The sequence below is a fragment of the Lysinibacillus sp. SGAir0095 genome (assembly GCF_005491425.1).
In the GTDB taxonomy this organism is placed as follows: Bacteria; Bacillota; Bacilli; order Bacillales_A; family Planococcaceae; genus Ureibacillus.
This window is the reverse complement of record NZ_CP028083.1, coordinates 2,210,666-2,228,768: the sequence shown is the minus strand read 5'-3', so window position 1 is coordinate 2,228,768 and position 18,103 is coordinate 2,210,666. Positions and strand designations below refer to the sequence as shown.

General features: G+C 34.1%; 14 protein-coding genes, 1 pseudogene and 1 other annotated feature. Of the genes and pseudogenes, 13 read left to right on the top strand and 2 right to left on the bottom strand.

The window, feature by feature from the left end; genetic code table 11:
* The first annotated feature begins 171 nt into the window (after positions 1-171).
* The 10 genes from C1N55_RS10910 (at position 172) to proS (ending at position 12,025) form a co-directional block, all read left to right on the top strand.
* Complete coding sequence (locus C1N55_RS10910; protein ID WP_137728852.1) at positions 172-369, top strand: spore coat protein; 198 nt, start codon at positions 172-174, stop codon at positions 367-369.
* 159 nt (positions 370-528) lie between these two features.
* Complete coding sequence (locus C1N55_RS10905) at positions 529-1,185, top strand: reverse transcriptase-like protein (protein ID WP_137728851.1); 657 nt, start codon at positions 529-531, stop codon at positions 1,183-1,185.
* 179 nt (positions 1,186-1,364) lie between these two features.
* Entirely contained in the window at positions 1,365-2,870 is a 1,506-nt protein-coding gene (locus C1N55_RS10900) for a succinyl-CoA:acetate CoA-transferase ScpC (RefSeq protein ID WP_137728850.1), read from the top strand.
* Between the two features lie 108 nt (positions 2,871-2,978).
* Entirely contained in the window at positions 2,979-4,925 is a 1,947-nt protein-coding gene (locus C1N55_RS10895; RefSeq protein WP_137728849.1) for an elongation factor G, read from the top strand.
* Between the two features lie 112 nt (positions 4,926-5,037).
* A complete protein-coding gene (locus C1N55_RS10890) occupies positions 5,038-5,241 on the top strand; it encodes a hypothetical protein (protein ID WP_137728848.1) in 204 nt (67 codons plus the stop codon).
* A 371-nt stretch (positions 5,242-5,612) separates the two neighbouring features.
* Positions 5,613-5,888, top strand: coding sequence for a hypothetical protein (locus C1N55_RS10885; protein ID WP_137730622.1), 276 nt, complete (start codon positions 5,613-5,615; stop codon positions 5,886-5,888).
* A 402-nt stretch (positions 5,889-6,290) separates the two neighbouring features.
* Positions 6,291-8,000 (top strand): methyl-accepting chemotaxis protein, encoded by a 1,710-nt coding sequence (locus tag C1N55_RS10880; RefSeq protein WP_137728847.1) that lies wholly within the window; start codon positions 6,291-6,293, stop codon positions 7,998-8,000.
* Between the two features lie 176 nt (positions 8,001-8,176).
* The gene (locus C1N55_RS10875; protein WP_137728846.1) at positions 8,177-8,995 is read left to right on the top strand and encodes an MBL fold metallo-hydrolase; all 819 of its coding nucleotides are present in this window, start codon (positions 8,177-8,179) and stop codon (positions 8,993-8,995) included.
* Between the two features lie 93 nt (positions 8,996-9,088).
* The gene (locus C1N55_RS10870; RefSeq protein ID WP_137728845.1) at positions 9,089-9,859 is read left to right on the top strand and encodes a hypothetical protein; all 771 of its coding nucleotides are present in this window, start codon (positions 9,089-9,091) and stop codon (positions 9,857-9,859) included.
* A 236-nt stretch (positions 9,860-10,095) separates the two neighbouring features.
* Positions 10,096-10,323, top strand: a binding site (T-box leader).
* A gap of 265 nt (positions 10,324-10,588) precedes the next feature.
* The gene (proS, locus tag C1N55_RS10865) at positions 10,589-12,025 is read left to right on the top strand and encodes a proline--tRNA ligase (protein WP_137728844.1); all 1,437 of its coding nucleotides are present in this window, start codon (positions 10,589-10,591) and stop codon (positions 12,023-12,025) included.
* A 365-nt stretch (positions 12,026-12,390) separates the two neighbouring features.
* On the opposite strand, the gene C1N55_RS10860 is transcribed toward proS, so the two are convergent.
* Positions 12,391-13,308 (bottom strand): cation diffusion facilitator family transporter, encoded by a 918-nt coding sequence (locus tag C1N55_RS10860; RefSeq protein WP_137728843.1) that lies wholly within the window; start codon positions 13,306-13,308, stop codon positions 12,391-12,393.
* Between the two features lie 330 nt (positions 13,309-13,638).
* Positions 13,639-14,733: a 3-phosphoserine/phosphohydroxythreonine transaminase gene (gene serC / locus C1N55_RS10855; protein ID WP_137728842.1), complete on the bottom strand. Its 1,095-nt coding sequence runs from the start codon at positions 14,731-14,733 to the stop codon at positions 13,639-13,641.
* A 370-nt stretch (positions 14,734-15,103) separates the two neighbouring features.
* Here serC and C1N55_RS10850 point away from each other — a divergent pair.
* The 3 genes and pseudogenes from C1N55_RS10850 to C1N55_RS10840 form a co-directional block, all read left to right on the top strand.
* Positions 15,104-15,193: pseudogene (locus C1N55_RS10850) on the top strand (YjcZ family sporulation protein); the annotation flags it as partial.
* A gap of 154 nt (positions 15,194-15,347) precedes the next feature.
* A complete protein-coding gene (locus C1N55_RS10845; RefSeq protein ID WP_137728840.1) occupies positions 15,348-15,452 on the top strand; it encodes a YjcZ family sporulation protein in 105 nt (34 codons plus the stop codon).
* A 464-nt stretch (positions 15,453-15,916) separates the two neighbouring features.
* A complete protein-coding gene (locus C1N55_RS10840; RefSeq protein ID WP_137728839.1) occupies positions 15,917-18,073 on the top strand; it encodes a DUF2339 domain-containing protein in 2,157 nt (718 codons plus the stop codon).
* The last annotated feature ends 30 nt before the right edge of the window (positions 18,074-18,103 follow it).

Here is an 18,103-nt window from a genome sequence, read left to right as displayed (position 1 = left end):
GTGGAATATTCTTTTCAAATATTATTTTTTACTTATAATCCATTTGGAGTTTTGTATGATAAAAGCCAATTAATAGGATTGATTCGATGTACAAAAATACAAAAACCATTCGTTTCGTATGTGGTTTGCATATACTGTTAGAAATGAACCATTTCGAAAAGGAGTGATAAAATGAGTGAGATACCGAAGGCAATTCCGAACAAGGTTGTTGACCTACTTGTAAGTGAAGTATTTCGAAAAAACAACGTTAATCTTGCAAGTGCAAAGACTAATTTAACCGACGAACAAAAACAGGCAATAAGAGATTTAGTTGATGAATTAAAATCACAAGTCGATTCTTTTGTGAATACAGCAAAACAGGACGAATAATATTAACTTTTAAACGCCTCGAATCGAAGGCGTTTTTTTATAATAATTTAACAATTTATATGATGAAATCAATCCGTTTTGTCATAAATACTTAGTGATTGAAAAATAATCGAACTAATGGTCATAATAACAGTAAGTAGGATTTGAGGAGGGGCTTCAATGAAAATTACTATTGAATGGATATATAAATCAAAAAATGGTGTCGAAACAGTATTCCGTTCAGACGAAATGCCGCCAGCCCATGCACTAACTATTGGGGAGGATTTAGAGAAAACGGGTCGAGCCAAAAAAATACAATTCATTGATCAACATGACAGTACATGGATGGCCAAAGAATTGAAAAAATATATTAAAGAAATCGATACGGAACCACATAATGTCCGCGTCTATTTTGATGGAGGATATGATATTCAAACGAGTAATGCCGGTTTAGGAATTGCGATATATTATGAACAAAATGGAAAGTCTTTTAGATTAAGACGAAATGCCCCGGCCTCTGGACTAAACTCAAACAATGAAGCCGAATATGCTGCACTCCATCTAGCAATTGTTGAGTTGGACTTGTTAGATGTACATCATCAAACTGTTCAATTTCTTGGAGATTCACAGGTTGTCATTAACCAAATGAGTGGCGAGTGGCCAGCTTATGAAAAAGATCTTGCAAGCTGGGCAGACCGAATAGATGAAAAATTAAACGAGCTTGGTATTACACCAGAATTTGAGCTCGTTCCTCGTAAATTAAATGCTGAAGCCGATCGACTAGCTACTCAAAGTCTACAAGGCGTAGGCATAACAGGACAAATAGAATTACAATGATTGCAATTTAAGGCTTGTTTATTAGCAAGCCTTTTATTTATTCAATAATATTATTATGTAAACTAGAGCTTGATTATGATTTATCTCCTTCAATCGTTCTATTTTTAATTCTAGTAGCATAAATAAAATGGTTGAGAGAATCTAGCAATTTTTTATGAATAAGAATTGGGGGAGATGACTTGCAAGAAGCAGTAGTAAAAAGAATTGGCGTTAGTAGTTTAGTCAACAAAGTGGTTTCAGCTGAAGAAGCTGCTGAATTTATCCCAAATGGTGCTATTGTTGGAATGAGTGGTTTTACTCGTGCTGGTGATGCTAAAGTAGTGCCGTTAGCTTTAGCAGAACGGGCAAAGAATGAACAATTAAAAATTGATGTTTATACAGGTGCTTCTCTTGGTCCTGAAGTCGATCAAGTATTAGCTCAAGCTGGTGGAATTCGGAAACGCGGTCCATATCAAGGGGATCCAGTGATTCGAAACTTAATTAATACAGGCGAAGTTTTGTATGTGGATGCCCATCTTTCTCACAATGCCGAATTAGTTCGACAAGGAATTATTGGTCCAATCAATTTTGCCATTATTGAAGCAACTGCCATTACTAGTGAAGGTTTCATAGTGCCAACTACATCTGTTGGAAATTCTCCAATTTTTGCTAAATATGCAGAGAACATTATCGTCGAATTAAATTTGGCACACTCAGAGTCATTAGTTGGTGTGCATGATATATATGTTCCTGAAAATCAGGGTGAAAGAGAACCAATTCCAGTTCTTAGTCCTCTCGATAGAATTGGAGAAATTGGTATAAAGGTTGATCCTGATAAAATCAAAGCCATTGTTGTTTCAAATGAACAAGATGCACCATCATTGATAGTAGAACCAGACGATGAAACACAAGAAATGGCAAATCATCTATTAAATTTCCTTCGCAGTGAAATTAATGTCGGACGCCTTACTAATAAATTGGCACCCTTGCAGTCAGGAGTTGGGTCAGTTGCAAATGCAGTATTGGAAGGTTTTAAAGAGTCCGAGTTTGAAGATTTAGTCATTTTTTCAGAAGTGTTACAAGATGCTGTGTTTAACTTAATCGATGCCGGAAAGGTATCCTTTGCATCTTGTACCTCTATTACAATTTCAGAGGAATTACAGAAAAAAGTGTATGGAAACATAGAAAACTATGCTGATAAGATCATCATACGTCCACAAGAAATTTCGAACCATCCAGAAGTTATCCGCCGTTTAGGCCTAATCGCTATTAATGCAGCACTAGAAGTTGATATATATGGAAACGTGAATTCAACTCATGTGGGCGGAACAAAAATGATGAACGGCATTGGTGGTTCAGGTGACTTTACTCGTAATTCGCGATTAAGTATTTTCGTGACGAAGTCGTATGCAAAGGGCGGGAAGCTGTCTTCAATCGTGCCAATGGTTGCCCACCATGATCATACAGAGCATGATGTACATGTTATTGTGACTGAACAAGGAGTAGCAGATTTACGTGGTTTAGCACCTAAAGAACGCGTTCCTTTAATTATTGAAAACTGTGTGCATCCTGATTTTAAGGAACAGCTTTGGGATTATTTTAACGAAGCAGTTGCTTTGACTGGAAATGCCCAAACTCCACATAACTTAGAAAAAGCGCTTTCCTGGCATGTAAACGCAGCAAAAATAGGTACAATGAAGCTTTAAATAGTCGAATATCTTGCTAAACCCTTTGTTAAAAGAAATTTTAATAAAGGGTTTTTCTTTAATAATTTGCTACAATCAATTTATCGAACAACTAGAAAGTGGGATTAGATGTATAAAACAATTGGCGTTCTTGCTCATGTTGATGCTGGAAAAACAACTTTTTCAGAGCAGGTGCTATATCATACTAACAGTATAAAAGAACGGGGAAGAGTGGATCATCAAGACGCTTTTTTAGATAATCATTCCATTGAGCAAAAACGCGGTATAACGATTTTTGCTGAACAAGGAAGGATTCAGTTTAAACGGGATACATATACTTTAATTGATACACCTGGGCATGTCGATTTCTCGCCAGAAATGGAAAGAGCAATTCGTGTCATGGACTATGCTATTTTAATAATTAGTGCTGTTGATGGAATAGAGGGGCATACAGAAACCGTTTGGAATTTATTAAGACAATATCATGTACCGACCTTTATTTTTATCAATAAAATAGACCGTGAAGGGGCAAATATTCAAGAGGTCATGCAAGCTATTCAAAAAGATTTGTCAGAAGATGCAATTTTAATCGATAAACAAATGACTCCCGAATATATTTCAGAAAATGTTCTTGAATGGATAGCTGAAAGAAATGAAGTTTTATTAGAGCAATATATGGAAGGGAAAATTGACTATAGCTTGTTTTTCGAATCATTTCTTTCCATGATTTCCGATGAACGTGCCTTTGTTTGTATGGCAGGGTCAGCTCTAAGGGATGTTGGAGTAAAGGAATTCTTTGATCAAATATCCCTTCTTACGCCAACAATTTTTGATAATAGCTTACCATTCAAAGGACAAGTATTTAAAATTCGACATGACGAGAAAAATCAACGGATTACTTTTATCAAAGCATTACAAGGTTCTTTAACTGTTCGTGATGAGCTTCTATTTGGTGAGATTACAGAAAAAGTAACTGAAGTACGCTTATATAACGGTAATCGTTTTGAATCCGTACAACAGGTAGCAGCAGGTGAAATCTTTGCAGTTAAAGGACTAAATCATCCTCAAATTGGCGATGTAATTGGCAATGAAGTAATCGTTCAAGAGGAATTTGAACTTGTTCCTACGTTACAGGCTAAGGTGGTTTATAAAGGTAGCGAGCATATAAAAGAAATTCTTCGCTATTTCCGTATTTTAGACGCGGAAGAACCGACTTTAAAAGTAGTTTGGAGTGAGAAGTTTCAGGAAATCAACGTGCATGTAATGGGTGTTATTCAGTTAGAGGTATTGATAGAAGTGACAAAGGAGCGTTTTGGAATTGATGTTCTATTTGAAGACCCCAAAATCTTATATATGGAAACGATTCAAAATAGTTGCATAGGCTATGGACACTTTGAGCCGCTGAAGCATTATGCAGAAGTTCATTTGAAAATGGAGCCAACACCAAGAGGTTCGGGCATTCAATTCAAAAATGAATGCCATGCAGATGATTTATCAGTCGGACATCAACGATTAATTGAAAAACATCTGTTTGAACGAGAACACCATGGTTTACTTACAGGGTATCCGGTAACAGATATACGCTTTACTTTATTAATAGGACGTGCACATAACAAGCATACAGAAGGTGGAGACTTTAGAGAAGCAACATACCGGGCACTTCGTCAAGGGCTTGAACAAGCTCAAAATGTGCTATTAGAACCTTATTACCGATTTAAAATGAAGGCTTCCTTAGAGTATATAGGCAGAATGCTGACAGATATTCAGCAAGCAAGCGGGCAATTTGATAAGCCTATAACGACGGAAGACCAAGTTACCGTCACTGGTAAGGTACCTGTATCAACTTTTATGAATTACAGTACGATCTATGCTGCATATACCAATGGTAAAGGTGTTCTTTCTCTTCAATATTGTGGCTATGATTCTTGCCATAATGCAGAGGAAGTAATTGAACAAATTGATTATGATAAGGATGCAGATCCAGAATATACTTCTACCAGTATTTTTTGTGCTAAAGGGAAAGGTTATTCAGTTCCCTGGCATAAAGCAGAAGAAGCAATGCATTGTTTAAAATAATAACGATTTCCCATTTAACATAACCAAAAAAGTCAGTATTATTTTAATGAAGTATAAATGAAACAAAGAAAAACAAACTAATTTTGTAATTTAAAATTAGGAGGTTATTTTTATGAAACAAAACCCACAGTCTGTACCCGGGAGACCAAAAAAATTCGTTAGTAAAGAAGAAATGATTAATAATACCAAAGACAATATGCAAGAAGCTGAAATCAGCATGGAATTTGCAGGGGAAGAAGAGCTGGAACATCTACAAGAAAAAAATGAGCGTCGAAAACATGCAATACAACGAATGAAAAACGAACCGTTATCTTAAAATTTTTAAAGCAGTGTTAAAATCCAATTAACGCTGCTTTTTCATATTTTATATGAGTTTGAAAAGGGTTAAATCTATCTTATAAATCTTGTTTATAATAAAAATTATGTTAACATGGAATTAAATGGATAGGACTTTTTAAAAAATAATCGTTTGCACATATAATCCTTATTAAATAAATTTATTTTATATAAATATAAAAGTGGAATGTTAGTACGCTTGTATTTATGTTAAAATAATTGGACGGCATAACCACAAGTATTTGGGTTGTATTAATTGCTAATTGAAAAATAAGATATACTTTCATAGTCCTGTAAATGTTATTTATATAGGAACCGATTAGGAAGAGAAAGTTTTATTGGAGGCTTATGATGAACTATAAAATTATTAACAAACCAGTATTTGAACAAGCACAGGTACGTTCAGTATCAGATGTTGAATTCACTGAAGAACAGCTACAAGAAGGTATGAAATTAGCTGTTTCAAAAGTAGATCCAACGCTTGCCCTTTACTTAGTCGACTCTGAAGGGAAAAAGAAATTTGAAGTTCGTTGGGATGACTCTTCTGAACTTTTCAATGGCTGGTATTCTGCATGGGATAATTTTACGTGGTGTTTAGGAATTGTAGAACCACCAAAAGAACAATAATATAAATTCTGGTATAGAATTTAATGCAAAGCAAAAAGCTCCTACTTTATATAAAGTGGGAGCTTTTTTCAATATTAATGGGATTTTACCTTAGTTTTTTTAAGTAGAATTAAAATATATACTCGCATCCTGTTAAAGTTTATCCTTGAGAGTTCGATAATAAAATAGGTAGAATCTTAGGATGAATTAGCTATGATTTTTGAGTTGAATGATAATTAAAATTTCCCTAATCGAATAAAAAAGAAGAAATAATTAGTACTATTTTATGAAATGTGACAAATAATTGACTAATTGGTGTGAATTGTAAATAAGCTTTAATTGTTGACTCTAAAACATGCTTTTAAGATACATCTTTTAATAGTATGATAGATTTTATTATTGAAAAAACGAAGGTGGACATAAATGAAATTCAAAAATTCTTTAACATTTCAGCTCGGTACTATTATTGCAGGTATACTGGTTGTGATGATCCTTATTACTTCAGTTGCTACATACAAAACAGCATATGATAAATTATACGATGCAGCAGGTATCGAAGCATATGGTTGTGCCAATATTACGACGGGCCTAATCGACCCAATAGAAATAGTAAAAGCGATTGCTGGTGATGTTGGATCACAAGCGAACATTGGTGAACAACTAAATTGGACAACTGCTCATAAAGAGATATTTGAGAATCAATATATTGTGGATTTAGATGGAAATTTGATAGCGGTAGATGATAACTTGAAGGCGCAAGGATTTAAACCGGGTGATGCATTCGAATATGACAAAGCAGCTGTTTCAATGCTTTTAGAAATGAAGCATCCTACCTATTCTGAAGCCTATGAATTTGCTGGAATTGAAAGACTAACCGGGTATGCACCAATTTATGAAGATCATGATCCATCAAAAGAAATTATAGCAATCAGTGCTATAGATTTTAATGCGGAAATTGTAACGGAACGTACCTGGGGAGTAGTAAGCGGAGGAATCCTGCTTAGCCTCATTCCAATGCTTCTCGCAACAATTGTCACAGCTTTCTTAATTCGTCGAAAAACGAAACCGATATCTTTATTGATTAATCAATCAAAAGAGATTACTGAGGGGAACCTGACTGTTGAACCGACTGCAGTTAAAAGTAATGATGAGATTGGCGATTTAGCCAATACATTAAATATCATGACCTATAAACTTCAAAATATGATTGCTACAATGACAGCTACATCACATCAAATAACAGGAAATGCAAATGAAACGGCAAGTTCTTTATCTGAAATTAATGATTCAATGCAAGTAGTATCTAATAATATTGATGAAGTGTCCAGTGCAATGACTGATGGTATGCATCATGCGGATAATGCATCCAATGCTTTATCAAAATTAGCTGAAGACTTACAAACTATGAAGAGTAAGGCTGATAGCACAGTAGAAAACTCTCATAAAACAATGCAAGTTGCCTCAAAAGGTGAAGAACGTGCAAAAGAAATTCGTCTTGACATGGAAAAAATTCGTACAGGATCTCAAGTTGTAAGTAATACAATTCAACAGCTTGTTAATTCGGCTGAAAAAATTAAACATATTACTATCTCAATTGCAGGCATTGCTTCACAGACTAATTTATTGGCTCTAAATGCTTCTATTGAGGCGGCAAGAGCAGGTGAACATGGAAAGGGATTTGCTGTAGTAGCAGAAGAAGTTCGTAAACTAGCTGAACAATCAAATACAGAAGTAAAAGAAGTAGAAAAGCTTATCAAAGATATCATGGAACGTATAGGAAATGTATTGGTTTCATCTCAGGAAAATGAAAAGTATATCGAAAAAGGTAGTCAAACAGTACAATCAACTACCGATGCATTACACAGTATATACACTGCAGTATCAGAAACGGTTTCAGAAATTACGACTATGTCGGAGCTATTATCTACTGAAACGGCAAAGTCTGATGAGATTGTTCAAAGAATTCAAGAATTGGCACATTCGATACACGAGATTGAAAACACAATGAATAATATCGCAGCTGCATCTGAAGAATCGTCTGCGAGTATCCAAGAAATTTCAAATCGTTCTATTGAATCGAAGCAGATGGCAGAAGAACTAGAGAATTATGTAAAAACTTTTAAAGTGAAATAGCATTAAAATAAGAAGTTTTTTAAATTTAGTAGTAGAATAATAGAATCAAGCATAAATAAAAAGTGTACCGTCATAATTATGATGCGTACACTTCTTTTATACGAAAAACTTCGAGTTAAGACAACAAATCCAGCATTTTTTACAAAACAAAACGTACTATTTAGGGGTGAAGCTATTTGATAAAATATCAAACTAATCATGTTACAATTTTTCAAAGCGTATTATTTAAAACAACATCCCTTGTTATTCGAACTGAAGATTGCATAATAGTAGTCGATCCAACTTTACTTCCTGAAGAAGTGGTTGAAATTCGGCAACATGTTGATAGATGGAAGGAAGATAAACCAATTTATTTAATTTTTACGCACTCTGATTGGGATCACATTTTAGGATACGGAGCTTTCCAAGACTCGATCATTATTGCTAGCGAAGCATTTAATAAAAGAGAAGATACAGAAGAGATATTAAATCAGATTCAACAATTCGATGACCAATATTATTTAGATCGAAATTACCCAATATTGTATCCTCCTGTTGACATTCCAATTACCGAGGATGGTCAAGAGCTTGAAATCGGTAAGACAAAGCTTACATTCTATAAAGCTGAAGGGCATACAAATGATGGTATATTCGTTGTAGTGGAACCTGTAGGAGTATGGGTAGCAGGAGATTACTTGTCCGATGTTGAATTCCCGTTTATTTATGATAGTAGTGAGAAGTATGAGCAAACAATTGCCAAGACAGATAAAATTTTAGGTTCTCATGATATCAAGCTCCTGGTACCAGGACATGGCACGGCAACAGACATCAAGGAGGAAATCATCTTTAGAAAAGTGCTTTCTTATCGCTATATACAAGAGCTTCGAAATGCTGTCAGTGACAATCTCGACCATCAGTTTTTAATACAAGGCTATAAATATAGGCAAGATCAGATTAATAGTCACAACGAAAATGTAACGCTAATAAAAAAGGAGCTTGAGATAAAGAAGAACTAAATTCATTAAAATGACTTGAACAACTTTCTTTTGTATCCTCAAAGGCGAATGTCGCATACACTATAGAGGGTAAAAAGGGGGGGTGTCCATTAAATGGCAATTTACATCAACAAAGAGCACCCAGGAGTGTTTTGTAATACAGAGACAGTTCCAGAACCAAATCAGGTTGAGTTTCGACGAGATTACTTGTCTGAGTTAATCGAACAACAGCTGGTTGAAAATCGAAAGCTACAACATAGTTTTGTTCATATGCAGCTTTCGCAAAACGATTGGAATCAACATCAATCCATTCAATATAAAAAATTAGATAAACGAATAAATGAGTTAAAAGAGCTCCAAGAGCATCAAGAAGCAATGGAGCATCAAGTGATTGATTGGTTGGAAAAAATCGAAGACCAAAATAATATCATGCAACAAACAATCAATTACGATCAACGCATCCATAATGATCTACTTCATCAAGTGAATGAAATTAACCAATCACAAAAAGGAATAGTTAGCCAAATCCATCATGTTGAAATCGAACATAAAGAAATAGTAAAGATTTTGGAAGAATTCACTTCGATGAATAAAGTTTTAATTTCCCGTGTAGAACAAGTAATGTCAGCAAACGAAAAGGTAGAACAGCATATGGAGGCTCAAAATACCGTAAATCAGCAAATTTTAGATCAAATTACAAGTGTTGACGAAACTCAAAAAGATGTACTAAGCCGTGTCGATGATCATGAAGGATTGATGGAGAAAATACTTCGTCAGGTTGATCATTTACGTTCCATTTTGTTTGAGCGTACCAATTTCATAGAGGAAAAATTGGAGAAAGTCATACAATCCTCAGCAGATTATTTTCAAAAAATAAAAAATTAGAGCATGATCTAAAACCACGAATTGCTTCATTTATTAAGCATTCGCGGTTTTTTGTTTAAGAGGAGGCACGCAAATCTTTTTACATTTCTACTCAATTTCTGTTATACGAACATAATCCGAGCTATATGAAAAAAATACGATTACAACTTCCTCGAAACAGCACACAACACATAGTAAGAAAATATTTCACATAGATTGAATTATTTTCTATTATTTGATACAGTATAAACAATATGAAATAATCTATGATGTGACCAAGTAAATGAGAATTGTGAGACAGAAAATATAGTAATTGCTGAGAGCTATATCACCTCTTCTTGTTGAAACCTATCACGGAGATGCAAGTCAGACTTGCCGATTCGTTATCGTTACAAACGCCTAGAGGGTAAATGCGTTCAAATCAATATCGCTATTACCAAATTAAGGTGGTACCACGTCTATTAATGCACAAAGACGTCCTTTTTATAAGGACGCTTTGTGCTTTTTATTTGCTTACAGCTAGAATCAATTCCCCTATGTCTTTATAGGTAGAAGGTTTAGTTAGAGCAAATTAAACCAAAGCTTGGATTAACTACCATTTTACAGCGTAGCAACGGGTCGCTTACATCAAATTTGTATTTAGGAAGGTAAAAGGTTTTCAAAATTTTATCTGCATAAGTGCAACTAAGGCATTTCTCTTTCGTAAAGGGATATTGATTGCCGAGTTTTCAAATATTAGGAGGAAAAAAGATGTCACAACAAACAAATGATTTTTCAAAATGGTACATTGACACAATTCAAAAAGCAGATTTAATGGACTATACACCAGTACGTGGATGTATCGCATTTAAACCGGATGGCTATGAATTATGGGAGCATATACAGGGGGAGATGGATCGCCGTTTTAAAGAAACTGGTCACCGTAATGCTTATTTCCCTATGTTAATTCCTGAATCTTTCTTCCAAAAGGAAAAAGATCATATTGAAGGATTTTCTCCAGAGCTTCCATGGGTTACAGAAGCAGCAGGGGAGCAATTGGAAGAACGCTTGGCACTTCGTCCGACTTCCGAAACAATGATTGGCCATTTATATTCTGACTGGATTAAAAGCTATCGTGACCTACCTGTTCTAATTAATCAATGGGCAAATGTATTCCGTTGGGAAAAGAAAACTCTACCATTCATCCGTACTTCTGAATTTTTATGGCAAGAAGGGCATACAGCACATGTTGACGAAGAGGATGCTCGTAAAGAAACAATGCAAATGCTAAACATCTATAAAGAAGTGGTTGAAAACTTTTTAGCAATCCCTGTATATGATGGACAAAAAACACCATCTGAACGTTTTGCTGGTGCGGTTGATACGTATTCAATCGAAGCGATGATGAAGGATGGTAAAGCTGTTCAAGCTGGTACTTCTCACTATTTAGGTACTAAATTTGCGGAAGCATTTGATATTAAGTTCTTAAGTAAAGAAAACAAACATGAATACGTTCATACTACTTCTTGGGGTACATCAACTCGTTTAATCGGTTCAGTAATCATGGTTCATGGTGATGAACAAGGTCTTGTATTACCTCCAACGATTGCACCAACACAAGTTGTATTAATTCCAGTTGGACCATGGAAAAAGAATCCTGCGATTATTGAGAAATTAGATGAAATCTTTGCAAGTTTAAAAGCGAAAGGAATCCGTGTTCGTCTTGATGATTCAGATCAATCACCTGGCTTTAAATTCAATGAATGGGAACTAAAAGGGGTACCAGTACGAATCGAGCTTGGACCTCGTGATTTAGAAAACAACCAAGTATTATTAAAGCTGCGTGATGAAGCTGACAAAAAGTCAGTTGAATTAGGTTCTGTTGTAGAAACAATCGAAAATGAATTAAAAGTCATGCAGACGCGTCTTTTCGAAAAAGCAAAAGCATTCCGTGATGCAAATTCACATACACATATTGATTCATTAGACCAACTAAAGCAGCACCTAACGGATTCAGATCAAAACGAAACAATCCCTGGTTGGATCCTTGCTGGTTGGTGTGGAGATGACGCTTGTGAATCAAATGTAAAAGAAGAAACGAAATTCACAACTCGTAATATTCCATTCAACCCACCAGCAGAAAAACATACATGTATTAACTGTGGAAAAGAAGCAAAACACACAGTTTGGTTCGGACGCGCATACTAATAGTAAATAGAAAACACTGCCCCTTCCTTCTTGGAAGCAAAGAGGGCAGTGTTTATTTTTTTATTATAAGAATAATTTACAGTTAAAAATATCCACCCATAATAGGCGGATATTAAATTCATACTATAAGCTTTATCTCTTAGCAAAGGGAATAAATCAAAGACATGATTAGTGTTTCTAATCTTTCTTGTGTCATTTCTATCAGCTCCCTTTAGTGAAATTAGTAAGATTGGCTTTAGGAAAAATGATAGACGTTTCCTATAGTATGAACTATGATTATCAGTTTGCTACCAGTGAGAAGAATCATGCATTGTCACATAAAAAAATCACCCTCTCCATTAGAAAAGGCGATTACTAAAATGAATTTAAGTATATGAATTACAACGATGATGCTCATATTCCTCATGTTTTGCACTTACACGTTCCACTTGGATGGTTGCGTGTTCAATATGAAATTCATCATGTAAAATTTTTAATGCATCCTTTATCACTTTATCATGTTCATTACGTACTATTTCAAGATGGCAGGTTACTGTTGGGAAATCTGATGTGATACTCCATACATGGAAATCGTGCATACCTACAACCCCTTGGATATTTAAGAGGGACTCTCGGATTTTCTTGACATCCATATTCATCGGAATGCCCTCCATTAAAATATGAAAGGATATAGTTGTTATCTCAATTCCATTTCTTAGAATGATTATAGAGATAAGTAGACTTGCTATAGGATCAGCAATGGACCAATCGAATAACATAATAAGAATAGAAGCAATAATAGCACCAACCGAGCCTAACAAATCCCCTAAAACATGCATAAATGCAGCTCTCAAGTTAATATTTTCTGTAGTATCAGCTCTTGTTAAAATGTACGCGACAATAATATTTACAATAGCACCAGTGATCGCTACTGCAAGCATACCAATACTTGAAATTTCCTGAGGATTAGCAAATCTTTTTAACGCTTCGTAGATAATAATCAAAGCAATCCCAACTAGTAAAAGACCATTAAATAATGCAGCTAGGATTTCTAATCGTTGATAACCGAAAGTCATTCTGCTATTTACAGCTTTTTCTCCCAGTTTAAATGCAATCAATCCAATTCCTAATGATAAAGCATCACTAAACATATGACCCGCATCTGAAAGTAGCGTCAAACTATTGGTTAATAACCCTCCTATAAAAACCACAATGACAAAAGATGCAATGATGAAAAAGCTTACTAAAAGTGCCTTTTTATTTTTTATATGATGTTGATGGCTATGTGAATGAGAATGTGCCATTAATAGTCCTCCATTATAGTTTATTGAAGAGGGGAGTAGTAGTTAAAGAAAGATTGAAGTCGTCCACTCTTTCGAAACCCAATATTTTAGTTATTTATAAAAGGTATTCGGTTCATAAACTCTGTATGACTATTTAATAGAATTAGTGATTGCTGATTTTGATTTTTAGTCATATACAAATTAGGATAACGAAGCTTATTATCTCTGTTTCGCTTTCCAAAAAATCATTGAATACTCTATAAGGATTAAGTTAGTGCATTCCAAATATTTTAAATATCCAAAAATAAAAAGACCCAAAATGAAGATATTGGGCCTTTATCAACCTTGCGATTATTGATTTTTACTTTGGAATTCGATCATGAAATCAGCTAATGCTTTACAAGTTTCGTATGGGACAGCATTATATGTGGACGCGCGGCAACCTCCGACTGAGCGGTGACCATTTAATCCAACAAAGCCTTCTTCTTTTGCTTGGGCAAGGAACTTCTTCTCAAGTTCTTCATCTGCCAAGCGGAATGTAATGTTCATAAGTGAACGAGACTCAACATCTGCATGACCTTTGTAGAAACCATTGCTTTGATCGATTACGTCATAAATTAACTTCGCTTTTTCTTCGTTATTTTTTTCGATGGCTTCTAGCCCACCTTTTTCTTCTACCCATTTTAATACCTCACCTAACATGTAAATTCCAAAAGTTGGTGGTGTATTATATAAAGAATTGGACTCAGAATGTGTAGAATATTTTAATACTGTTGGAATGTTAGTTTTTGCTATTTCAAGTAAATCTTTTCGAATAATAACAATCGTAACACCGGAAGGTCCAAGGTTCTTTTGTGCACCAGCATATATTATGCCGAAGCTGCTTACATCTATTCGTTTTGAAAGAATATCACTGGACATATCGGCAACTAATGGTACCTCACCAGTGTTTGGGAATTCTTTCCATTGTGTTCCGTAGATGGTGTTGTTGGAAGTTAAGTGAACATAAGCATCTGTTTCACTAAATTTAATATCTTCTAATGATGGGATATTACGATAAGCATTCTCTTTTGTACTTGCTGCTTCCTGAGTTTGTCCTAGAAGTTTTGCTTCTTTTAATGCTTTTTCTGACCAGGAACCAGTAAGTATATAGCTAGCCGTTTGTCCCTCGTTTAGGAAGTTCATGGGTACCATTGTAAATTGAAGACTGCCTCCACCTTGCAAGAATAGCACCTCATAATTATCAGGAATAGAAAATAATGATTTGAAGCGGGCAATAGCATCATTATGTACTGCATCATAGTCTTTGCTGCGATGACTCATTTCCATTATTGACATGCCTGAGTTGTTGAAATTTACTAATTCTTCCTGTGCTTTTTGTAATACTTCGATTGGTAAAGCAGATGGACCTGCATTAAAATTGTATGCACGTTTTGTTGAAATCAAACTGAACACTCCCTAAAGAAAAATAATAAATTGATATATTGATTATATACCTTTTTTTAAATAATGGATTTGATTTTTAAAAAAATGATGAATTTTTCGACATTTACCATTTACTTATAGATATTAATAGCGAATTTGGTAGTAAGAGGTGTTGAAAGTATGACATGTGATTTTAATGGATAAGTTTAGAAGTATTCTTATTAAGATTGTTTACTATCTTCAAGTTTAATTTACGTTTATTTAAGAAAATCTCCACGGTTGACCATAGTCTGTCATCCAAACTTACATAGCATATAAACAGTTGAGCTAAAAAGGGGGTTAGGACATGGGACACTCTAGCAATGTAGGTGGAGTAGGTGAATATAACGGCGGTGGCTATAATAATGGCTTCGCATTATTAGTTGTACTATTCATTCTTTTAATTATCGTAGGCGCTTCATTCTTTAACGGAAGCTACTAATCATAATTAGCAAGAGATGGATTCTCACCAGGAGAATCCGCTTTTGCTTTTATAGAAAAAATTTGTTTTATTAATAAAATCTAAGCATATGTCCCTGTCACCATAAAGACCCTTACATAAATTATTGTATCAAGAACAAAAGGAGGAGAAATTTATGTATTGCAACGGAGGATATTCTAAAAATAACAATGAGTTCGTTTTAATCGTTGTATTATTCATTCTTTTAATTATTGTTGGTGCTTACTACTTCAACTACTAATTAAATTAGAAGCAACAATTGGGATCATAAAGTTTTTGACTTAAAGTCCAACAGAAAGTAGGCAATGTTGTATTTTACGACATTGTCTACTTTTTTCAATTGTACTTGTACATAAAATTATTATATTGAAGCACTCGTCATTACTAATTAAATATTCATAGAATGAATATTAGTGAATAGCTTTGGTGAATAAAATTCTTTTTAGAATTCTTTACATTCGTTGTTTTGGGGACAATTCAACTCAACTACATTCAACAGCAACTAAACGATTTTAAAGCCTCAATCTTTAAAATCTAATTTTTTGTTCACATATTGTGTTTAAATGAATAAGTTCAACTATGGACGGATATTAAACGCTTTTAAAATTTATTGGATTTTCCTAATTTATTTCCATTTCTCCTTGAAAATGGATTTTTTTCAATTACAATGGAGGTGCAGTGAAAAATTAATAAAGGGGTACTTGAATGGAAAAAGAGACGGATAAGCGAATCGAAAGGTTAGAGGTAGAAGTTCGAGCGCTACGTTTAGAATTAGATAATCTAAAGGGGATAAAAAGTTTAGAAAAAAAAGAAATGATACAAGCAAAAGATCAACCATCTCAAAAGCCTCGTAAAGAAGTTGAAGCTGAAAATCATTTGGTTAAATTGAATAAAGCCGCATCAGAAAAACAAAAAAAATCTATTTTAAATGAACAAAACCAAAAGACAGATCAACAAATTAATCTACCGAATCCCCAAAAACAACGAAGTTTTGAGGAAGTGATTCTATGGCTGTTGCCAAAAGTCTTTATGGTTATTCTTGTGCTGGGGGTACTTTGGGGACTAAAGGTAATCAGTGATTTTGGGTTACTGTCAAATGAATTGAAAATTGCTCTTGCATACTGTTTGTCAGTAGGTTTAATCATTATCGGTCTGATTATGGATTTGAAAAAACCTGAATCCTCCCAGATTTTCACCATCGTCCTATATGGTGGAGCCTTTATCATTGGTATATTGACCACAGCAGCTGGAGCCATATTATATGACGTATTGGGATTATATTTTGCACTTCTGCTAGCTCTGATATTTATTGCCTATGGAATTGCTATCTGTTATGTTAAGAAAAATCAAGTTCTTTCAATTTTTGTTATTTTTACCTCATTGTTATTACCATACTTATTAGAATATATGGATTTCAATGGAATGATTATTTTACTGTATGTTGTAATAGTCTACAGTTTTATGCAATTTATAGTGATTAAACACGTTCAATCAATTGCTATGTATATCTCATACTTCTTTTCACTAATTGCTGTACAGATTATTTGGAGCTTGAATGATGAAAATGCAGGAATGTACGTACTGGGTATTCTCCTTTTAAATGGTATTTTACTTCTTGTTTGGTGGCATTTATATAAACCATTTAGTAAATGGAGAGCAATCCATGAAGGACTATTATTTAGTATGAATGGTCTTACGATTCTTATGGTTAATATAATTTCGGATAAAATAGCACTTCCATTATTAATGTTAATAGTTATTTACGGTATTTTTGCTTTATTCGCTAATAAACGAAGTGCTTCAAGGGTAGTGGATCTTGCAGGAACACTTTCATTATTATCCATTGTTAATTTCATAATGGTTCTAAATACTTTTGATGATTTCGAAATCGTTCTTTTAACTTTAAGTACATTTTTAGGATTAATGGCAGGGTTAAAGATAAATGCGAAATTAATGAAAATTATATATAGTTTCTTATTTACTTTTATAGTGCTGGTACATTTGTTAGTAAATGATATTAAACCGTTTTGGACAATAGAAAACCTTAACTATCTATTAATATTCTTTTATTTAATAGTGCTATTCCTTTATATGAAACAAAGATACAAAGTAGCAGAAAGTGAAGATGGTAAAGTCAATGTTAATTTTTCGCTGGATATATTCCCAATCTTCCTGGTTACGTATTTCTTTATATACGTATATAAGTTTGACATTTCATATTTATCTTATGATAATCATGCATATTTAACAGCATTGGTATTAGCGGTAGTCATGCTTGTATCCTTGTTTGTCTCAGAAAGCATTATCGGCAGGGGACTTAGATACATTTTAATTTTTGCATTTTTCCTTACGTACATTAACCTGATACCAACGCATTTTGTAGAGGGCATTGATATATGGCTGAACCTATTCGTTCGTATTATTTATGCATTTATCGTCATTGCGATTCTTGCCGATATATATATGAAGGGATATTTATATAGAACTTGGATATCGAAATTAAAATTGGATGTGGACGGTCTATTAACTGTAGGGATACTCGGAGCATTGGTGCTGCTATATTCTCTTTTAAGTCAATTGCAATTCGATAGTATTGTCAATTACTTCCTTGTTGTTACTGGCAAGACACTTTTACTATTTATTACAGCAAGTTTATCCCTATGGATGAGCACTACAGGTGTATTACGAAAAGTAAAGTCAATGGGGTATTGTATACTTGCGGTTGCTATTATTAAACTCATATTCTCTGATCTTGATTCTTTAAATCTCATAGTCCGTGCACTGTTATTTATTGTGATTGGTGGAATTGGACTATTTTTGTCAAACAAATTACTAACGAATAAAAATAAGAAAGAATCATAAGAAAATTCACACAACTAAGATAATTTCTTA

Excerpts from the sequence above, each read along its gene's own strand:
- proS (WP_137728844.1), top strand. The coding sequence starts at position 10,589 with ATGTCACAACAAACAAATGATTTTTCAAAATGGTACATTGACACAATT.
- C1N55_RS10870 (WP_137728845.1), top strand. The coding sequence starts at position 9,089 with ATGGCAATTTACATCAACAAAGAGCACCCAGGAGTGTTTTGTAATACA.
- C1N55_RS10840 (WP_137728839.1), top strand. The coding sequence starts at position 15,917 with ATGGAAAAAGAGACGGATAAGCGAATCGAAAGGTTAGAGGTAGAAGTT.
- C1N55_RS10910 (WP_137728852.1), top strand. The coding sequence starts at position 172 with ATGAGTGAGATACCGAAGGCAATTCCGAACAAGGTTGTTGACCTACTT.
- C1N55_RS10860 (WP_137728843.1), bottom strand. The coding sequence starts at position 13,308 with ATGGCACATTCTCATTCACATAGCCATCAACATCATATAAAAAATAAA.
- C1N55_RS10885 (WP_137730622.1), top strand. The coding sequence starts at position 5,613 with ATGAACTATAAAATTATTAACAAACCAGTATTTGAACAAGCACAGGTA.
- C1N55_RS10905 (WP_137728851.1), top strand. The coding sequence starts at position 529 with ATGAAAATTACTATTGAATGGATATATAAATCAAAAAATGGTGTCGAA.
- C1N55_RS10895 (WP_137728849.1), top strand. The coding sequence starts at position 2,979 with ATGTATAAAACAATTGGCGTTCTTGCTCATGTTGATGCTGGAAAAACA.
- C1N55_RS10845 (WP_137728840.1), top strand. The coding sequence starts at position 15,348 with ATGTATTGCAACGGAGGATATTCTAAAAATAACAATGAGTTCGTTTTA.
- C1N55_RS10890 (WP_137728848.1), top strand. The coding sequence starts at position 5,038 with ATGAAACAAAACCCACAGTCTGTACCCGGGAGACCAAAAAAATTCGTT.
- C1N55_RS10880 (WP_137728847.1), top strand. The coding sequence starts at position 6,291 with ATGAAATTCAAAAATTCTTTAACATTTCAGCTCGGTACTATTATTGCA.